The sequence below is a fragment of the Methylocaldum gracile genome, from assembly GCF_053646815.1.
In genome coordinates this window covers 4789927-4809453 of record NZ_CM132196.1, presented here as the reverse complement: position 1 = coordinate 4809453, position 19527 = coordinate 4789927, and the positions used below count along the sequence as shown (strand labels likewise).

At 58.9% G+C, this 19527-nt stretch carries 16 protein-coding genes; 11 read left to right on the top strand and 5 right to left on the bottom strand.

Annotated elements, in window-relative coordinates; genetic code table 11:
* Positions 1-8: 8 nt before the first annotated feature.
* A complete protein-coding gene (locus ACWJJK_RS21415) occupies positions 9-608 on the bottom strand; it encodes an XTP/dITP diphosphatase (RefSeq protein WP_077731931.1) in 600 nt (199 codons plus the stop codon).
* 125 nt (positions 609-733) lie between these two features.
* Here ACWJJK_RS21415 and ACWJJK_RS21410 point away from each other — a divergent pair, with 125 nt between their 5' ends.
* Entirely contained in the window at positions 734-1312 is a 579-nt protein-coding gene (locus ACWJJK_RS21410) for a beta-class carbonic anhydrase (RefSeq protein WP_156881457.1), read from the top strand.
* A 33-nt stretch (positions 1313-1345) separates the two neighbouring features.
* On the opposite strand, the gene rph is transcribed toward ACWJJK_RS21410, so the two are convergent.
* On the bottom strand, positions 1346-2074 hold the full coding sequence (gene rph, locus ACWJJK_RS21405) for a ribonuclease PH (RefSeq protein ID WP_077731929.1): 729 nt from the start codon (positions 2072-2074) through the stop codon (positions 1346-1348).
* A gap of 97 nt (positions 2075-2171) precedes the next feature.
* Between rph and ACWJJK_RS21400 the strand changes: the two genes are divergently transcribed.
* Together ACWJJK_RS21400 and ACWJJK_RS21395 are read left to right on the top strand one after the other, a co-directional pair.
* Positions 2172-4538, top strand: coding sequence for a penicillin acylase family protein (locus ACWJJK_RS21400; protein WP_156881456.1), 2367 nt, complete (start codon positions 2172-2174; stop codon positions 4536-4538).
* 161 nt (positions 4539-4699) lie between these two features.
* Positions 4700-5392, top strand: coding sequence for an MgtC/SapB family protein (locus ACWJJK_RS21395; RefSeq protein ID WP_077731927.1), 693 nt, complete (start codon positions 4700-4702; stop codon positions 5390-5392).
* A 263-nt stretch (positions 5393-5655) separates the two neighbouring features.
* On the opposite strand, the gene ACWJJK_RS21390 is transcribed toward ACWJJK_RS21395, so the two are convergent.
* Both ACWJJK_RS21390 and clpB read right to left on the bottom strand, forming a co-directional pair.
* A complete protein-coding gene (locus tag ACWJJK_RS21390; protein WP_168183860.1) occupies positions 5656-7044 on the bottom strand; it encodes a sigma-54-dependent transcriptional regulator in 1389 nt (462 codons plus the stop codon).
* A 284-nt stretch (positions 7045-7328) separates the two neighbouring features.
* Positions 7329-9908 carry an ATP-dependent chaperone ClpB gene (gene clpB / locus ACWJJK_RS21385; RefSeq protein ID WP_077731924.1) on the bottom strand — a complete coding sequence of 860 codons (2580 nt, stop codon included), beginning with the start codon at positions 9906-9908 and terminating at the stop codon, positions 7329-7331.
* Between the two features lie 337 nt (positions 9909-10245).
* Here clpB and ACWJJK_RS21380 point away from each other — a divergent pair, with 337 nt between their 5' ends.
* The 3 genes from ACWJJK_RS21380 to ACWJJK_RS21370 are packed head-to-tail and all read left to right on the top strand — an operon-like array spanning position 10246 to position 13405.
* Positions 10246-11457, top strand: a complete 1212-nt coding sequence (locus ACWJJK_RS21380; RefSeq protein WP_454129060.1) for an O-antigen ligase family protein — start codon at positions 10246-10248, stop codon at positions 11455-11457.
* Positions 11444-12415 carry a glycosyltransferase gene (locus ACWJJK_RS21375; protein WP_156881453.1) on the top strand — a complete coding sequence of 324 codons (972 nt, stop codon included), beginning with the start codon at positions 11444-11446 and terminating at the stop codon, positions 12413-12415. Before ACWJJK_RS21380 ends, ACWJJK_RS21375 begins: the two co-directional genes overlap by 14 nt.
* A 51-nt stretch (positions 12416-12466) precedes the next feature.
* Positions 12467-13405, top strand: coding sequence for a glycosyltransferase family A protein (locus ACWJJK_RS21370; protein WP_347257758.1), 939 nt, complete (start codon positions 12467-12469; stop codon positions 13403-13405).
* 140 nt (positions 13406-13545) lie between these two features.
* Here the strand turns inward: ACWJJK_RS21370 and corA are convergent, their stop codons facing one another.
* Positions 13546-14511, bottom strand: a complete 966-nt coding sequence (gene corA / locus ACWJJK_RS21365) for a magnesium/cobalt transporter CorA (protein WP_347257757.1) — start codon at positions 14509-14511, stop codon at positions 13546-13548.
* A 108-nt stretch (positions 14512-14619) separates the two neighbouring features.
* Between corA and ACWJJK_RS21360 the strand changes: the two genes are divergently transcribed.
* The 5 genes from ACWJJK_RS21360 (at position 14620) to ACWJJK_RS21340 (ending at position 19526) form a co-directional block, all read left to right on the top strand.
* Entirely contained in the window at positions 14620-15336 is a 717-nt protein-coding gene (locus ACWJJK_RS21360; protein ID WP_166642674.1) for a TVP38/TMEM64 family protein, read from the top strand.
* A 106-nt stretch (positions 15337-15442) separates the two neighbouring features.
* The gene (locus tag ACWJJK_RS21355) at positions 15443-16561 is read left to right on the top strand and encodes a glycosyltransferase (protein WP_205781114.1); all 1119 of its coding nucleotides are present in this window, start codon (positions 15443-15445) and stop codon (positions 16559-16561) included.
* A complete protein-coding gene (locus ACWJJK_RS21350) occupies positions 16558-17679 on the top strand; it encodes a glycosyltransferase (RefSeq protein WP_156881451.1) in 1122 nt (373 codons plus the stop codon). Before ACWJJK_RS21355 ends, ACWJJK_RS21350 begins: the two co-directional genes overlap by 4 nt.
* Positions 17679-18824, top strand: coding sequence for a glycosyltransferase (locus tag ACWJJK_RS21345; protein ID WP_156881450.1), 1146 nt, complete (start codon positions 17679-17681; stop codon positions 18822-18824). Before ACWJJK_RS21350 ends, ACWJJK_RS21345 begins: the two co-directional genes overlap by 1 nt.
* A gap of 18 nt (positions 18825-18842) precedes the next feature.
* Positions 18843-19526: a sulfotransferase family 2 domain-containing protein gene (locus tag ACWJJK_RS21340; RefSeq protein ID WP_077731915.1), complete on the top strand. Its 684-nt coding sequence runs from the start codon at positions 18843-18845 to the stop codon at positions 19524-19526.
* Position 19527 lies beyond the last annotated feature (1 nt).

The window sequence follows — 19527 nt, the reverse complement described above, 5'->3', positions numbered from 1 at the left end:
CCGAACGCTCATTTAGCTGAATCGCGCATTTGCGCCACGAGTTCCCGCAGAGCTTTGCCGCGGTGGCTTAGGCGATTTTTTTCGTCCGGGGACAATTCGGCCGAGGTGCAGTTTTTTTCCAGCACGAAAAACAGCGGGTCGTAACCGAAGCCTCCTTTGCCGCGCGGTTCGCGCAGAATGATGCCTTCCCATACGCCTTGTCCGATCAATGGGCTCGGGTCCTGCGCGTGGCGCAGAAAAACCATGACGCAGCGAAATCGGGCGGTCCGCTCGGCGTCCGGAATATTCTCCAGTTCGCGGAGCAGCTTGGCGTTATTTTCGGCATCGTTCGCGCCGGGGCCGGCATATCGGGCCGAGAAAACGCCGGGCGCGCCGCCCAAGGCGTTGACTTCCAGTCCCGAATCATCGGCTATGGCGGGCAGGCCGGAAAGCTGGCTGGCGTGCCGAGCTTTCAGAATCGCATTCTCGACAAAGGTCAATCCGACCTCCTCGATATCCGGGACTCCGAAAGCGGATTGCGGTACGATCTCTATGTCATCGTTTGCTAATATGGCCTGGATTTCGCGGACCTTTCCGGGGTTATTGCTGGCGAGCAGGATTTTTTTCATCGTCGGCTTGTCTCACGATGGCGGGCCGAATCGCTTTCCGGGAAGGGGGCGTATCAGCCGGTGCGTCGGCTGCTGCTTGAGCAGGCGGCGTCATAAACAATAACAATCTCAGAGGAGAAAAAGATATGAGCCAAATCTTGAACGAAGTGCTCAGCGCTAATCAAGCGTACGCGGCGAGTTTCAACAAGGGCCATCTTCCCTTGCCGCCGGGGCGGCATTTCGCGATCCTGACCTGTATGGACGCGCGCCTCGATCCTGCCAAGTACGCCGGTCTTACCGAGGGCGACGCCCACGTGATCCGCAATGCCGGCGGACGGGCCAGCGACGACGCCATCCGTTCCCTGGTGATCTCCTACAAGCTGCTCGGCACCCGCGAATGGTTCGTGATTCACCATACCGATTGCGGTATGGAACTGTTCACCAATGAGATCATGGGCGATCTTCTGAGCAATAGCCTCGAAACCGCGACCATCGACGCCAGCGGTTGGCACGATGTGGGTAAAGGGCCGGGGTGTACCGACGGCAAATACATCAACTGGCTGACCATCAAGAATCAGGAACAGAGCGTTGCCGAGGACGTGAGACGCATCCGTAATCACACCCTGGTGCCGAAGAACATTCCGATCTACGGTTTCATCTACGACGTAAGATCGGGCAAGCTGGTGGAGGTGCCGGCGGCCATGGCCGCTGGACGTCCGCTATAAGGCGTTCCGGGATGGTCTGAGGCAAAGCCGGCTTCAGCCGGCTTTGCAATTTTCGAGCGCGGCTCGCTGATGAGCCAATAATTCTGCGATTCCTTTGCCGGCCAAATCGAGCATGGTGTTGAGTTCATCGCGTCGGAAGGCATGACCTTCCGCCGTGCCTTGGACCTCCACATAGGCGCCGGCCTCGTTCATGACCACGTTCATGTCGGTCTCTGCCTCGCAGTCCTCGCGGTAGTCCAAGTCCAGCACCGGCACGCCCTTGTAGATGCCGACCGACACCGAAGCGATTTGGCCGTGGATAGGATTGATCCGGAGCTTTCTTTGTTTCATCAGATTGCCTACGGCCAGGGACAAGGCCACATAGCCCCCGGTAATCGAGGCCGTTCGGGTACCGCCGTCCGCTTGGATCACGTCGCAGTCGATGGTGATGGTCCGCTCGCCAAGGGCTTCCAGGTTCAGCGCCGCCCGCAGGGAACGTCCGATGAGCCGCTGGATTTCCATGGTGCGGCCGCCCTGTTTGCCTCTGGCTGCCTCCCTTCCCATCCGCTCATGCGTGGAGCGCGGCAACATGCCGTATTCCGCTGTAATCCACCCGCTGCCCTTACCTTTGAGGAAAGGTGGTACTTTTTCTTCGATGCTGGCCGTGCAGATCACGCGGGTATCGCCGAATTCGACGAGCACCGAGCCTTCCGCGTGTTTCGTATAATTGCAGGTCAATGCGATCTCTCGCAGTTCATCCGGCTGGCGTCCGCTCGGTCTCATGGTATTGCTCGCTCTTCGAAAATCGGGGCAGTATACCCGAATTCAACTGCCCTCGCTTTTTACCGGCGATCCATAACAGAAGTCACGATAATCGCTCATGAATGCTAAACGGTTCTTATATTTGTTCGGTTTCGCGTTGTTGTTCGTCATTGCGCCCGCCGCTTATCAGATCGACAGGATTGCCCAGTCGCTGCCGGTCATGGACGGCGAGGCGGGGCTGCCAGGACTCTCCGAAAAGGCCGAGGTGGAAGCGGATGAGTTCGGAATTCCGTCGGTGCGGGTGGAAACGCGGGAGGATGCATTCCGCGTGTTGGGGTATCTCCATGCGCGCGACCGGCTTTTCCAAATGGACCTGATGAGGCGCAAGACGGCCGGACGATTGGCGGAAGTTTTCGGCGCGAAAGCGTTGCTCCTCGATAAACGGCAAAGAGCTTACCAGTTTCAGCGCGCGGCCGAGGATGCTGTGAACCGGATGCCGGCGGATCAACGCAAGGTTTTGCAAGCCTACACGGATGGCGTGAATGCGTTCATCTCCCGGGCTAAGGCCTTGCCGTTCGAGTTCCGCGTCCTGGCTTATCATCCCGATGCCTGGCGGCTGGAGGACAGCATGCTGGTCGCGCTGGGTATGTTTCAAACGTTGAACGGACATGACAAGGACGAGCGAACCCTTACGCTGATGGATCGTCTCCTTCCTGCCGAGGTGACCGCTTTCCTGACTCCCGACACCGATCCCTACGTTACCGTTCTCTTGGGCGGTGGCGATTCGCACCGGCCGGCGCGCCCGGTTCCGGTGAAATCGATCGCGAGCTTGATCGAGGAGGTCGGAGACCAGAAGCTCGGCAGCGTCATCGAGCCGGAAGCGCCCAGCATCGGTTCGAACAACTGGGCGGTGGGCGGAACCAAAACCAAGGACGGGCGCGCCATTGTGGCCAACGACATGCACTTGGGACTTTCGGTGCCGAATATTTGGTATCGTGCCCGGCTGCTCTACGGAGACGTGGATTTGTCGGGTGTCACTCTGCCGGGAGTGCCGCTGGTCGTAGTCGGCAGCAACCGTCATGTGGTTTGGGGATTTACCAATGTAGACGCCGATTTGCTGGATTTGGTGCGGGTCGAACTGGATCCCGCCGATCCCGGCCGATACCGGACGCCGGAAGGCTGGCGTCGGTTCGAGACCCGGACCGAGACCATAGTCGTTAAGGATGGCAGTGCCGAGCCCCTCGAGCTGAAGAGCACGGTTTGGGGGCCGCTCGCACCGGAGCCGCTGCTCGGCCAGCCTGTGGCGGTCCGTTGGACTGCGCTGGACCCGCGAGCCGTGAATCTGGGATTACTGGGGATGGACCGCGTCAAAACCCTGAATGAGGCCATGGCAGTCGTGAACCGCGCCGGCGCGCCGCCCCAGAATGTCGTTCTGGCGGACGATGCGGGGCACATCGCCTGGACTTACATGGGCTTTTTCCCGAGGCGGGTGGGCTTCGACGGGAGCGTCAGCGTTTCCTGGGCAAACGGTAGCGCCCGCTGGGACGGATTCATTCCGCCCGAAGAACTGCCGCGGGTCGTCGATCCCGCCGAAGGGTTTCTCGCAACCGCCAACAATCGTACTTTGGGCAAGGAATATCCTTACGTGATCGGCCACAATTTCTCCTTCAGCTACCGTGCCTACCGAATCGCCGAGAAGCTTAAGGGGATGCCTCGGGTTTCGGAACAGGATATGCTGGCCTTGCAGCTCGATACGGTCAGCGAGTTTTACGAGTTCTATCGCCGCCTGGCCTTGTCCGTGCTGAACGGTGAGCCAGAAGACGCAATTCTGGCGGAGGCGAAGCGCTCGATCGAACGCTGGAACGGCCGGCTCGATGCCGATAGCATCGGTATAGGGCTATTGGTCGAGTGGCGGCGAAATCTCGCAAAAGCCGTGTTCGCTCCTCTGGTGAGTCGGTGCGCGGCGGCCGATCCGAATTTCGCCTATGCCTGGCGCGAGCAGGAAACGCCGCTTCGTACGCTGCTCACGGAACAGGTTCCGGAAACGCTGCCGGATCGGCAATATGCCGATTGGCGCAGTTTTTTGATCGAGACGCTCCGCCGCAGTGCCGAAGAGGCCAAGCAGCGGAACGGCGTCGACCGATTGGAGAATTTGGCATGGGGTGAGATCAACCGGGTCCATTTGAGCCATCCGTTCAGCCAGACGTTCACACTCGCCGGCTGGGTTCTGGATATGCCCGAGGAGCCCGCGAGCGGCTGCGGCAGCTTCTGCGTGCGAGTGCTGTTTGACGGCCACGGCGCCAGCGAGCGCATGGCGGTGTCGCCGAATCATCCCGAGGACGGCATTCTCCATATGCCGGGCGGCCAATCCGGGCACCCGTTCTCGGTGCATTACCGCGACCAGCAGCAAGCCTGGCTCAAAGGCGTTGCTTTGCCTTTCCTGCCGGGTGCGGCCAAACATCATTTGACGCTGATTCCCGAATAATCCGGCCTGCACCGGGCAATGCCGTTAAGTCAGGTCCTGCTTCGTCATTCTTCGTCGGAATCTAGAAGCCACGGAGGGCATTGGGCTGAATCACATCCTTGTGTCCTGGATGCCGGCATGACGGCTTAACTTAACGGCATTGCTGCGCTAGGGAGGACGTTATGAGCGACGAATACCTCGAAATCGCGATCCGTTTAGGGAGCGCATGGACGGCCGGCGCCCTTATCGGACTCGAACGTACCTTTCACGGTCGTCCGGCCGGATTTCGCACGCATGCTCTGGTCTGTCTGGCTTCAGCGCTACTGATGTTGCTGACCGGCTACCAGAGGCTGTGGTTGAAGGGTGTTCCGCTGGACACGATTCAGACCGATCCGACGCGCATGGCCCAAGGCATCATGACGGGCATCGGCTTTCTGGGGGCCGGGGTGATCTTCAAGGAAAGGCTCACCATCCGCGGCCTGACCACGGCCGCATCCATCTGGATGACTGCCGCCCTCGGCATTCTTTACGGCATAGGCTTCTATTACCCCGCGATTCTGGTTACGGGTGCGGTCTTGGGTACTCTGGCTCTGTTCCGATTGATCGAGTACTGGATACCGAGCCAACAATACGCCCAGCTGAGGCTGCGGTATTCGAGGGATTCGGCGCCCGATGAATCGTCCGTCTGTGCGTTGATCGTTCAATACAAGGCGCGCATCGCGGGCATGAGCTACCGTCTTGTCGACAGCGGCAAAGCCTTCGAGTACTGCATGGTCATCCGCACTTACGATCTGGTCCATTTCAGCCGGCTTGCCGATAGGCTACGGCAAGAAACCGACCTTCTTGAGTTCAGCATTTCACCGGTGGGGGATTAGCCCCCATTTATCCCGTCAAATCTGGCGAGTGGTCGAGATATGTTGAACTTGCCGCGTCATGCAAGTGATCTCAACCTTGAACATCGCGTCAACTCTCATGGGCGGTTCGCAAGTGCGCGTTTCGGGCACGCTACGATCGATTTCGCGACGCCCCTTGGTGGAGGCGTCGCTCTGATCCGGCTCAAATTGGATGAGATATAGAATCGGCCGAATCCGATCGGCCAATCGATATGGGCTGCACTATGAAGCGGATCGTGGGACGCTCATTCCTGGACCGCGATTCCCAAATTTTCCCCGACCCAATGGCTTCTGATCTGATGTTTGTACATCAAACGATAGAGTGTCATGCGCGACACCGCCAATTGCCGCGCCGCACGAGAAATATTGTTTTCCGTGGCTTGCAGCGTAAGCTGGATAATTTCCTTTTCGGTTTGGTCTTTGGCTTCTTCCAGGGTCATAGGATGGTCGAATACTCTGCCAAAGCTCGGATGGAAGTCGTTCAAGCCCAGGTCCGCCGAGTTGATCAAAGGACCTTCGCACATGACCTTGGCCCGTTTGATCCGGTTGATCAACTCGCGAATATTGCCGGGCCACTCGTAACGACGCATCGCTTTCAATGCTTCGGGCTCAAAGCCTTGGGCGGAATCGCCGTCGCCGTTGGCGAACACGCGAAGATAGTGCTTGGCGAGAAGTTCGATATCGTCCTGACGCTCGCGCAGCGGCGGAACGTTTACGGTCAAAGCCTTGAGCCGCCGGTAGAGATCGTCCCGGAAGCGACCGTCCATTACCGTTTGTTCCAGGTCGGTTTGAGCGGTGGCGATGATCCGGACGTCGATCGGCGTTTTCGCGGTGTCGCTACCTGACGGGGTGGTCCCTTCCCGGAGAAAGTTGAGCAATTCGGTTTGAAGGTCTTCGGTCAGATTGCCGACTTCATCCAAGAGCAGCGTGCCTCCCGCCGCAGCTTCCAGACGGCTCTTGCCCGGTTCGTGGATGCGGTCATGCCGTTCTTTGTCGTGCCCGAACAGCTCCGATCGAATGACTTCCGGCGGCAATCCATCGCAGCTCACCTTGACAAAGGGGTTGTCGCATCGAGTAGAGGCTCGATGTATGGCGAGAGCGGTCGATTCTTTTCCGGTGCCGCTCTCGCCGATGATCAATACCGGCGCCTCGATGGCGGCGACTTTCTTGATGGTTCGGAACAGCCTGAGGCTTGCCGGGCTGCATCCGATCAGCTCCTCGCGATTTCTATGGATCGAGGAGGCTGCGGTGCGTTCCAAGATATCCGCCATGCCCAGAGCATGGCCGAGCGTCAATTGCAGGCGCCCGGTATCCAAAGGCAGGGTGTGATAATCGTAAAAGTAGCGAGAAATCAGCTCGCATAGGTCCGGTCTGTTCAAGGTCTCAGCCGCCAGCAAGCCGATCCATTCCATGGAGCGGCGTGCGGTGAAAAGATTCTTGATCGAGGATAAGTCGTTTGGCAGGTCGGAACCGAAGAAAACCATTCCAACCTTGAAACGATGATGATCGATGAGATTCTTGGCCTCGTTCAGATCGCCAGTGGAAAAGATAGTCCATTCGAGAGACCGCAGGGGATCGAGCGATTCGTTCCGAGCGGCCGAAAAATTGAAGCACAGTACCTTGCGCATATCCATATGTTGTCCTTCCTGGTTCACAAGTCTAGGAACTGCCGAGGATGTTGGATTCTTGGAATCCATAAGTCGGATGCCTGTCACCGGTTGTTGTATAGGGTTGCGGTGATTACGATGGCTTCAAGGAGCGGATCGAGGCCGCGGCCTAAAAACCCACCGGTCGGCATCATATAATCTCAGGCTACATGAGCCGGCGCAAGAACCCGACGACGGATAGCGCCGTTCTCGATCATGCGAGCGGAGCAAGCGACGGCACTTCCCTGTGCCGAAGTTAGAGGGCAGTCAGCTCAGGCCGCTTTGCGGAAGACGATCTCTCCGTCCTCCACGTCCGCGCTGACGGTATCGCCGGCGGCGATCTTGCCGGCCAGGATATCCTGCGCCAAGGGGTTCTCGAGTTGGTGCTGAATGGCGCGCTTCAGCGGGCGTGCGCCGTAGACCGGATCGAACCCGGCCTCTCCGAGTTTGTCCAGCGCGGCTTCGCTGACTTCGAGCGCGATATCGCGGTCGGCCAGGCGGTTTTGCAGGTAGCCGATCTGGATGCGGCTGATGGCGCGGATCTGCTCTTTGATCAGCGGGTGGAAGACCACCACTTCATCGATACGGTTGATGAATTCCGGCCTGAAGTAGTGGGTAACCACTTCCATGACCGCCGCCTTCATCCGCTGATAATTCTCCTCGCCGGCCAGCTCCTGAATACGGTCGGAGCCCAGGTTCGAGGTCATCACGATAACGGTGTTGCGGAAGTCCACGGTGCGGCCGTGGCCGTCGGTGAGCCGTCCGTCGTCGAGCACTTGCAACAGTATGTTGAACACCTCGGGGTGGGCCTTTTCCACCTCGTCCAGCAGGATCACCGAGTAGGGTCTGCGGCGCACCGCCTCGGTCAGATAGCCGCCTTCCTCGTAACCGACATAACCCGGCGGCGCCCCGATCAGGCGGGCCACCGAGTGCTTCTCCATGAATTCCGACATGTCGATCCGGACCATGGCTTCCTCGGTGTCGAACAGAAACTCGGCCAAGGCTTTGCACAGCTCGGTTTTGCCCACGCCGGTCGGGCCCAGGAACAGGAAGGAGCCGTTGGGGCGGCGCGGATCGGCGAGACCGGCGCGTGAGCGGCGGATGGCATCCGACACCGCTTTGATGGCCTCCTGTTGGCCCACGACTCGCCGGGCCAGGTTTTCCTCCATGTGGAGCAGCTTTTCCCGCTCACCCTCGAGCATTTTCGATACCGGAATGCCGGTCCACTTGGAGACCACTTCGGCGATTTCCTCGTCGGTGACCTTGTTGCGCATCAGCTTGGTTTCCTGCATCTCGGCCTGTGTGGCGAGATCCAGCTCCTTTTGCAGCTTGGGAATCTCGCCGTATTGCAGCTCCGACATGCGGGCGAGATCGCCGTTGCGCCGTGCCGCGTCCAGGTCCAGCCGAGCCCGTTCCAGCTTTTCCTTGATGGCGGCCGTGCCTTGCAGCGCGGCCTTTTCGGATTTCCAGATCTCTTCCAGTTCAGCGTATTCCCGTTCCAGTTCGGAGATGTGGTCTTGCAGGGTTTCCAGCCGTTTTCGCGAGGCTTCGTCGGTTTCCTTCTTCAAGGCCTCGCGCTCGATCTTGAGCTGGATCAGGCGGCGATCCAGACGGTCCATTTCTTCCGGTTTGGAATCGATTTCCATGCGGATGCGGCTGGCGGCCTCGTCCACCAGGTCGATGGCCTTGTCCGGCAGATTGCGGTCGGTGATATAGCGATGCGACAGGGTCGCCGCCGCCACGATCGCGGGGTCGGTGATGGTGACGCCATGATGTACCTCGTATTTTTCCTTGAGCCCGCGCAGAATCGCGATAGTGTCCTCGACGCTGGGCTCGTCCACCAGCACTTTCTGGAACCTCCGTTCCAAGGCCGCGTCCTTTTCGATGTACTGACGGTATTCGTCCAAGGTCGTGGCGCCTATGCAATGCAGCTCGCCCCGAGCCAAAGCGGGCTTCAGCATATTGCCGGCGTCGATGGCACCTTCAGCCCGCCCCGCGCCGACCAGAGTGTGCAGCTCGTCGATGAAGAGGATGATCCTGCCTTCCTGTTTCGCGATATCGTTCAGCAGCGCCTTCATCCGCTCCTCGAATTCGCCGCGGAACTTGGTGCCGGCGATCAGGGCGGCCATGTCCAAAGCCAGCAGGCGCTTGCCTTTGACGCCTTCCGGCACTTCGCCGTTGACGATGCGCTGCGCCAGGCCTTCGACAATGGCGGTTTTGCCGACGCCGGGCTCGCCGATCAAGACCGGATTATTCTTGGTGCGGCGCTGCAGAACCTGGATGGTGCGGCGGATTTCATCATCGCGCCCGATCACCGGATCGAGCTTGCCCTGTTCGGCGCGCGCGGTCAGATCGATGGTGAATTTCTGAAGCGCCTGGCGTTGCTCTTCCACGTTGGCGTCGTCTGCCTTCTGGCCGCCCCGGATCTGTTCGATGGCTTGCTCCAGTTTGTTCCGGTCCAGTCCCGCTTTCCTGAGCAAATCGCTGAGCTGGCCACGGTCTTCGATGGCCGCCAGCACGAAGATTTCGCTGGTGATGAACGTGTCGCCGCGTTTTTGCGCCAGCTTATCGGTGAGGTTCAACAACCGGCCCAGTTCGTTCGAGATCTGTACGTCTCCGCCGATACCTTCTACGCGGGGGATGCGGTGGAGCGCTTCTTCCAGAGAGGTACGGAGCTGATTGACGTTGACGCCGCATTGCGAGACCAGGGGCCGCACGGTGCCGCCTTCCTGATCGAGCAGCGCCGCCATGACGTGAATCGGCTCGATGAACTGATGGTCGTGCCCCAAAGCCAGGCTCTGCGCTTCGGCCAGGGCTGCTTGGAATTTACTGGTCAGTTTGTCCATTCGCATTGGAAAAATGCCTTTATGTTGCTTAATCGAGATGACTCAATAGATTGGGGTGCCGTACCCGCTTTTCAAGCGAAGCCGGCGATGCAGTCGCTCGTTATCGATCCTCTATAGGAAGGCATTGTAGTGAAGTTCCAGCCTTAAAAGCCGCTTTGACGTGCGTCGGAGCTTTGTAATACGATCGCCTTCCATTTCCACTTTTATGCGCGGAACTCCCATGCAGGATGCAGTGCCCTTCGCGGCAATCAGCCGCTTCCGGTTTTCCGAACCCGAGGTCCTCTCCGGACAATTGCCCAACGGAACCCTCTCTCGTCTCCTAACGGAAAAGTAGGCCGTCGTGATGGAGACGACGGCTTTAAGCAATAGAAGTTTTCCAGGCGTCGGCACGAGTTTTCTCGCCGGCCTTCTGAGCGCCTCGATTTACGGCTTCGGAATCTCCCTCCTGCTCGGGTTCGGTATCCATAAGATTTTTCTGTACTTGTGCGCCGCTGTCGTCATCTGTCTGGCGCTGTTGTCCCGCAGCGGCTTCCCAATCGATCGGCCGATGGCCGCTTTGCTGTCCCTCGTTGTTTTGCTGACCGGACAAGGCTATCTCATGGCGTCCGCCAACGAGACCGACTTTCGCTTTTTGGAGCATCTATCCTGGCCGGTGGCGGCGGTTGCCGGTGTGGTGATGCTGCCCGAGCGATTCGGCAGTCGCTGGCAATTGACCCATAAGCCGATTATCGCCGTGCTGGCTGCGTTCTACGTTGTCGCCCAGTGGATCGGCTTTGCGATTTTTCCCGATAAGTTCGGGCTGTTCGCCAATCCTCATTTCTTGGCGCTGTACTGCTTGCTGACGCTGCCGATCCTGTTCTATTTTTCGATCGCGAACGGCGGAGGACAACGGTGGCTGTTCATCTTGGCGTTGCTCGGCGATGCGCTGTTGCTGTTGAAGACCCAGTCTAGGCCGGGTTTTCTGGCTTTGCTGGCCGGCTCGCTGGCGATCGTCCCGTTCGTGGCGGTCAGGTACCGGTGGATGACGTTCGCGGCGGTGCTGATTATTCCCGGCTTGCTGTACGCATCGGGAATTTATGGATTCGACGACAGGATGGACGATTTCTTCGGTGATTTGCGCAAGGAAGAGCGGGTGGCCATTTGGACGGAGACTGCCGAAATGCAGTCGGCGAGTTCGGTTCGAGAATGGATTTTCGGGCATGGATTCGGGCAGTTCTACCGCGATTATCAGGGGGTTTCCAGCTTTCATTCGGTGGTCGATTTCTCCTTTCCGCACAATTTCTTGCTGGAACTGCTGTATAGTCACGGATTGATTGGGCTTATTGTTGTAATCGCCGGCTATGGGCTATTTTTCGCGAAGCTCTGGGTGCATACGGCGACTGCCAATAATGATACACGCAGGCAGATAGGCGTCCTTTTGATTGTCGTGACGACGGTCCATTTTGCGCATGCCTTTCTTACGCTGCCTTTTTTCTCCCGATCGACGCTCTATCCGTTGAGCTTGATTGTGGGGGGCGGTTTTCGTTTTTTTAAAGCTTCTCATGGCTCAGCCTGATTTTCCGCCGGTGGGCGTGATTATTCCCAATTTCAACGGAGTGCATTTATTGCGCCGCAATCTGCCGTCCGTGATACGGGCCGCCGCAGCTTATCCCGGCACCTGCTCGATCATCGTGGTGGATGACGGATCGGTGGACGGAAGTGCCGAGATGCTCCGGACCGAGTTCCCTTCGGTTCGTGTCGTCGTCCATGAAGCCAATCGCGGTTTCGCCGAAGCGATCCATTCGGGGGTCGATGCCGCCGACGCGGAATTCCTGATTTTTCTGAATTCCGATGTGCGGCCGCAGGAGGACTTCATGGCGCCGTTGATCCGGCATCTGGAAAAGGCCGAGGTCTTCTCCGTATCGCCCCTGGTTCTGGACGAGGACGGACGGGTGAGCCCGGTTTCGTGGCGGTGTTTCCGAATAAAACGGGGCCGGCTTAGGTCGGTGCGCTGGCGCTTCGACGACCTGAAGTCCGCTGCGCCGACGGAGAGCTTATTTGCCTCCGGAGGCTCCGTCGCTCTGCGGAAATCGATGTTTGTGGCGCTGGGCGGCTATTTGCCGCTTTACAAGCCGTTCTATTCCGAAGACTTCGACTTGGGTTTGCGCGCCTGGAAACGCGGGTGGCGAACGCTCTTGGAGCCGGCGAGTCGGGTGGTGCATGAAAAAAAAGGTTCGATTTCGGAAAACGTGGCCGCCGATCGAGTCAGAAAGACGCGGGTGTGCAATCGATTCTTGCTCGAATGGACACATATGCCGGGGAAGGACTTGATGCTCTATCTCTTGCCGGGCTATCTGTTCCAGTTGATCGGACGCTTGCTAAGACTCGATCTGGTATACGTCAGAGGCTTTTTTGCCGCACTGCGCCGCCTTCCGGAAGCGCTTCGAGTACGAGCCGAAATCCGGAAGCACCAAGTCCTGGATTTTTGGCGTATCGTCGACGCCGTCGAGCGGAGTTTTGGCCTGAAGGCTTGATTATTAACGTGTTCGTGAAATTACGGAGACCCTATGGTTAGGGACAGGCCGATGTTTACCGTCTTTATTCCCACCTATAATCGCGCGGGCTTGTTGACTAGGGCTTTGTCCAGCATCGAGGCCCAGACCTATCGGAACTTCGAGGTCGTCATCGTCGACGACGGATCGACCGATGACACTGCTGCCGTCGTGGCTCGTTGGAAAGCGGGCGTCGAATTCCCAGTCATTTATGTCAAACAGAGCAATCAGGGCAAGCACGCCGCTCACAACAAAGGCGTGGAATTGGCCAGGGGGCGGCTTTTTTTCAATCTCGACTCGGACGACCGTCTCTTACCCGATACCTTGGAGCGTATCCGGCGTCATTGGGAGTCCATCCCCGAAAGTGAGCGTGGACGTTTCGCCGGTGTCGAAGGTCTGGTGGAGAGTATGGACGGGAAGCGGTCGCTGACCATTCCTTATCCCCATAATCCGCTGGATGCAAGCTTTCTGGACGTGCGCTATCGCCTGGGCGTGGGCGGCGACAAAAAACATGCGATTCGGACCGATGTCGCGCGCCGGTTTCCGTATCCGGTCTTTGCCGGCGAAAGGCATATCCGGCCCTCGCTGACCTGGAAACGGATTTCGCACCATTATGTCTTTCGTTGTGTCAACGAACCCTTCCAGCAGGTGGAGTACCTGGCCGATGGTCTGTCTTCCGACCGTTTTCGTCTGCGCATGCGCAACCCGCGCGGATTCCAGCTTTACTATCTGGAAGACGTAACCGAGCACCGGGCATGGCTCAGCCGCCGCCAACGGCGGCGCAGCATGGTCGATTTCATCCGTTTTTCCTTTCATGCCGGTGCCGGTCTTCTCAAGCAGGGAAGGCTGACCCGCTATGATCCCTTATGGCTGGCGCTGGTGCCTGCCGGATTCGGCCGCTGGCTGGTGGATCTCTACCGGCTGCGCTTCAAAAAGGGATACAAGCCGAATCGGAAAGAAACGCGCAACTGATGCGGGCGCTCTTAAGAGGTGTGAGAAGTCGTAGGTCGGCAATCCCTTGCCGACCAAGGCGTCGGAAAAGGATTTCCGACCTACGGCTACACCTTCGCAACGCGGCCATCGAGCCGCGCAGTAGCTTCTCACACACCCTCTTACAGCCACTCCGCGCGTTTCAGGCGTCTATACAGCCAAACGCAGCCGATCAAGGTTCCCGCCAAAGTGGCGGGATAGCCGAATCGGAAATCGAGCTCGGGCATGAACTTGAAGTTCATGCCGTACATGCTGAACACCATGGTCGGCAACGCCAAAATGGCGCCCCATCCGGCCAGGCGTTTGACGACTTCATTCTGCCGGACCGTGATCAGCGCCAGGTTTGCTTGCATGGCATCCGACAGGGTTTCACGCATGGTGTCGGTGGCGCGGATGATGCGGTGCACGTGGTCGTGTACGTCGCGGAAATAAACGCGCAATTCCTTGGAGACAACATCGGGGTGAAGCCGCATCAGTGCATTGCAGACGTCCAGCAAAGGCATCGCGGCATTGCGCAGCCGCAGCAGGCACCGTTTGAGATCGTACAGGCGTTCCATCGCATCGCGATGCAAGCGGTTTTCAAAGATGTCTTCTTCTAGTTTTTCGAGCAGCGATTGGTAATGTTCGACGACCGGCATGAAGTTATCGACGATGAGGTCGAGGACTGCATAAAGCGCGAATCCGGAGCCTTTGGCCAGGAGTTGCGGCATGCTCTCGCAACGGACTCGGGCACGGCCGTAGCCTAGCGACGATTGGTGACGGATCGATATCAAAAATTGCTTGCCGACGAACAGATGCGTTTCGCCGAAATGAACCTTGCCGTCCTGGAGCTCTACAGTGTGCAAGACCACGAACAATGATCCTTTGTATTCTTCCAATTTCGGCCGTTGATGTGCGGAGCGGGCATCTTCCACCGCGAGTTCGTGCAGGCCGAATTCTTCCTGGAGTTGCAGCAACTCGTTCGGATCGGGTTCGGTCAAGCCAACCCATACGAAGGTATCCGGTTCCGCAAGCAGTTCACTGATGTTTTCGACGCTGACGTCTCCGATTCGCTGGCCGTTGCGATAGGCGGCGCATCTGATATACACGATTAATCCTTTTCAGCCCCGAGCGGGACAATTGGTCATGGTTTTTGTACGTATTAGTTACATATAATACGATCAGTCGAATGGATGATTTCCCTTGATAGGTTTTTGATGGTCGATGCAAAGCGCTTGATGGGTGCCACGCGAACGGGCGGTGTTCTCCGCGGCGCATCTGTTGCGGCCGTACTGGCTTTGGGCGTTACGTTTTATTTTACCCCGCTGAAAAGCTGGCTGGATCAAGGCTTGATGCTCAAAGCCGAGTTGGCGAGTTACGGTTTGGCGGCGCCCTTGGTTTTTACCTCGGCCGGCGTAGCGCTCACAGCAATCGGGGCGCCTCGCCTGATTTTGTGCTCTCTTGGCGGATTGGCGTTCGGCTTTGCTTGGGGACTGGTGTGGAGCCAACTGGCGACGGTGTTGGGTTCATACGTGACGCTTCTGCTCATCCGCCGATTCGGCGTAGGCTACGGACTGAAGAAGGTTCGTCAGTTTGAGCGATTGGCACGGCAGATCAAGCAAAACGGCGTATTGGCCGTGGTGCTGATTCGACAGCTTCCACTGAACGGCTTCTACAATAATGTACTTTTGGGGATGACGGATGTCGGTCATCTGGATTTTCTCATAGGAAGCTTTATCGGGTTTTTGCCTATGGGGATTACCGCCTGTCTGATAGGCGCCGGCTTACTCCAGACCGATTTTGCCAAGGCCGCCGAATACATCGCCTTGGCATTGGCTTCGTCGGTGATTTTGGGCTATGCGTTGAAACGGCTCCACCGACTCGTATGCGCCAAGAACACCGAGTTGTCTTTTTTGGCCGATAAGGATGCGTGATCGGCTGCGCGGAATGTTTCGCCCGATGGCCGCATGCCGCTCGCTCTACACTAGACTAGGGACTTCATGAAAAATTTCGAACGGTTCAATTGACGTCCTTAGATTCGTGACGCCTCCTCGAGTTTGTCTTTTCATCCCCAGCTTCGGCAATGGCGGCGTTGGGCGCACCTTCGTTCACCTTGCCAATGGTTTTTCCGCCCACGGCGTACCAACGGCTTTGATCGTCAACCAAGCCGATACCGTCTTCGCCGACCGGTTGAACCCCGAAGTCGAGCAGGTGGCCCTCCATGGCCAGAGCGACCTGGCGCTCGAAAAAGATCTGCTCGCGTTCCTGCGGACCAATAGGCCGGCTGTCGTCATGACCGGCCAAGGGCGGGACGACCGCATCGCATTGAAGGTCAAGAAAAAGTTGCGGGATTCCGGCATACGGTTTTTCTTGCGCGTCGGTACTTCGCTGGGTGCCCGGACCGAACTCAAGCATCGGTTTTGGTGGTCGCGGTGGCTGTTCCGGCGCAGACAGCAGCGCCTGTTCTCGCAAAGCGACGGCATCATCGCCAATTCCCGCGACGCGGCGGCCGATTTGTCGGCTTTCCTGAACATTCCGCTCGAACGCATCAGCGTGCTTCCCAATCCCACTGTAGCGCCGGATCTGCTGAACTTTGTCCATAAACCGGTGGATCATCCCTGGCTGAAGCCGGGCAGTCCACCGGTCGTCATGGGAGCGGGGCGGCTAGGGCGCGCCAAGGATTTCCCGACCTTGCTGAAGGCGTTCGCCCGGCTGCGTCGAGATCGGGTTTGCCGCTTGATGATCCTGGGGCAGGGCCGGCAAGCGGAAAAGCTGAAAAGCCTGGCGGCCGAGCTCGGCGTTCAGGATGATTTCGACCTGCCGGGCTTCGTGGACAATCCTTACGCTTTTCTCGCCAGGGCATCGCTGTTCGTTCTGTCGTCGCTGTGGGAGGGTTGTCCGAACGTGCTCATCGAGGCTCTGGCGGTCGGTACACCTGCTGTGGCCACGGATTGTCCTAGCGGGCCTAGGGAGATTCTGGCTGAAGGTCGTTACGGGCGGATCGTCGCGCCGGGCGATGCCGAAGCTCTCGCGGAGGCGATGGCCGCGACCCTGGAAAATCCACCGCCTTCCGAGCTCTTGCGCGAGGCGGTACGGCCGTACACTCTGGAAAACAGCAGTCGCGCCTATTTGGAATCTTTCGGGCTGAGCCGCCCATGAGTTCGAGCCGTACAGATCTGGCTTTATTTCTGGCGACTTCCGGTCATAGCGGGGTCGATCGGATCATGCGCAATCTGGTCCCGGAGTTTGCCCGATGGGGTCTGCGGATCGATCTCCTTAGAGTGAAAGGCCATGGTCCTCATTGGGACGATCTGCCGCACAATGTCCGGACGATCGACTTGGGCGTTTCCCATGTCAACACCGCTTTGTCGGCGTTAGTCCGTTATTTGCGCCGCAGCCGGCCCGAAGTGCTATTGAGCGACAAGGACAAGGTGAACCGCACCGCCTTGACGGCACGGGCGCTGGCTCGCGTCGATACCCGCGTGGCGGTGCGGATAGGCACGACGGTCTCCAAGAATCTCGAGCGCCGCGGCTGGTGGGCGCGAAATGGCCAGTTGGCTTCGATCCGACTGTTCTACCGCCACGCCGACTGCATCCTGACGCCTTCCGAAGGCGCGGCGGAAGATCTGGCCAGGATAGCGGGGCTGCCGCTCAAGGCGGTGACCGTGGTGCCCAGCCCGGTGCTCACGGACCGTTTCGATGCGATGGCCGAAGCGACGGTGGATCATCCCTGGTTCGCGCCGGGCGAGCCGCCGGTGATACTCGGCATCGGCGAATTGTGCGCGCGCAAGGATTTCGCCACCCTGCTGAAAGCTTTCGCGGAGCTGCGGCGTGACCGTCCTTGCCGTCTGATCATCGGCGGCGAGGGGCGGCAGCGCGACAAGCTCCAGCAACTCGCCCGTCATCTGGGCGTGTCGGACGATGTCGACCTGCCGGGATTCCTGGTCAATCCTTATGCCTACATGCGCCGGGCCAAGGTTTTCGCTCTCACGTCGATTTGCGAAGGCATGCCGGTCGTATTGATCGAAGCCATGGCCTGCGGCACATCGGTGGTATCGACCGACTGCCCGAGCGGTCCCAAAGAAGTGCTCGGAGACGGTCGTTATGGTCCGCTGGTTCCGGTCGGCGATTCATCGGCCCTCGCGGCGAAAATCGCCGACATGCTGGATAGTCCGACCTCGCCCGAAGCGTTGCACGAGGCGACGATGCCCTACACCGTTACCAACAGCGCGCGGCAATATCTGAATGCTCTGGGTCTGCTGAGAGGAGAGGGGTAATGGGTCGTGCACAGCGTCTGGCGGTACTGATTTCGTTTTCCGGCACCGGCGGCGTGGAGCGCATGGTGATGAATCTGTTGCCCGCGTTCTCGCAGGAGGGGTTGGCGGTGGATCTCCTGGCCATCTTGCGCAAGCCCGCGCCCGAACTCATAAGGCTGAACGGTTCGGGGTTGCGGGTTCTGGACTTGGGCGTTGGACACACCGCCTTGGCGGTGCCGGGACTGGTCCGCTATCTCAAGACCGAAAGGCCGCTTGCCCTGTTGGCCGCCAAAGACAGAGCCATTCGCGCCGCGGTGCTCGCCAAGCGCGTGAGCCGAGCGGATACTCGTCTGGTGGGCCGCCTCGGGACTCATCTTTCGGCCGCCATGGCGAACAAACCGGCACTGATCCGCTGGGCACGCCAATGGCCGATGCGCGAAATGTACTCGGCGGTGGACCGTATTGTCGCCGTGTCCGAAGGCGTCGCGGAGGACACGCGGCGGATCGCGAAATTGCCGCCGGAAAAGATCGTGGTGATCCGAAACCCGGTCATTACCCCGGAGATGATGGAAAAGAGCCGCATGCCGGTGGATCACCCCTGGTTCGCGTCGTCGGACGTTCCCGTCATTCTGGGAGCCGGACGCTTGACGCGGCAAAAGGACTTTTCGACCTTGATCCGCGCTTTTGCCCGCGTGCGGGCCTTCATCGATTCGCGGCTGGTGATCCTCGGCGAAGGCCGGCTGCGCCCCAGTCTGGAAAAGCTGGCTGCCGATCTGGGGATCGCCGATGCCGTCGCGCTGCTCGGCCATGTCGCGAATCCGTATGCCTACATGGCGCGGAGTTCGCTGTTCGTGCTGTCGTCCGCCTGGGAAGGTTCGCCCAATGTGCTGACCGAGGCCTTGGCCCTGGGAACGCCGGTGGTGTCCACCGACTGCCCCAGCGGTCCGCGGGAGATTCTGCGGGACGGCCTTTATGGTCCGCTGGTGCCGGTAGGCGACGTGGAGCGCTTGGCCGATGCGATGTTGAACACCTTGCAGTTTCCGCTTGAGAACCGGTTGCTTCGCGAGGCAGCGTCGGAGTATACGGTGGAGCGTAGCGCGGCTCGCTATCTGGAGGTGCTGGGATTTACGCCTTCCGGCTCCGCTAAGGTTTTGCATCCGGTTTGACACAACTCTTTTGAATCCATGTTGCTCTCCCTCAAATACAACTTCCTGTTCGTCCACATCGCCAAAACCGGCGGCACCAGCATTCGCGACTCGCTTTGGCGGCAAAAGTGGACCGATCCGTACCGGATTCCGCAGTTTCTCTGCAGCAAGCTGAGCGGGATGACCGGCCATAAGATCGGAGCCAAGTTCCCGCGCCACGCCAAGATCATCGCCGCCAAGGAAATGCTCCCGCGAGAGGTCTTCGAGAGCTTGTTCAAGTTCGCCTTCGTGCGTAACCCTTGGGATTTGCAGGTGAGTTCCTATCATCACATCCGCCGCGAGCGGCCGCAGCTGATTACCCACATCGACAGCTTCGAGGCGTTTCTCCGCTGGAAGCTCGATCCGGCCCGCCCGCCGCAGTATCACGCCGACATGTCGACGGAGCTGCAAAGCGACTATGTGATCGATTTGCACGGCAACACCGTCGTCGATTTTCTCGGACGCTACGAATTCCTGGCCGAGGACTTCGAAACGGCCTGCAAGCGGATCGGCATCAAGACCCCGAAACTGCCCCACAGCCGCAAGGCGACCGACCGCCGGAAGGACTATCGGGATTACTATAACGACGTGACGGCCCAACTCGTGGCGGATCATTACCGGCCCGACATCGAGCGGTTCGGCTATCGGTTCGACGAGCCGCTGGCCTCCAATCTGACCGGCTGAG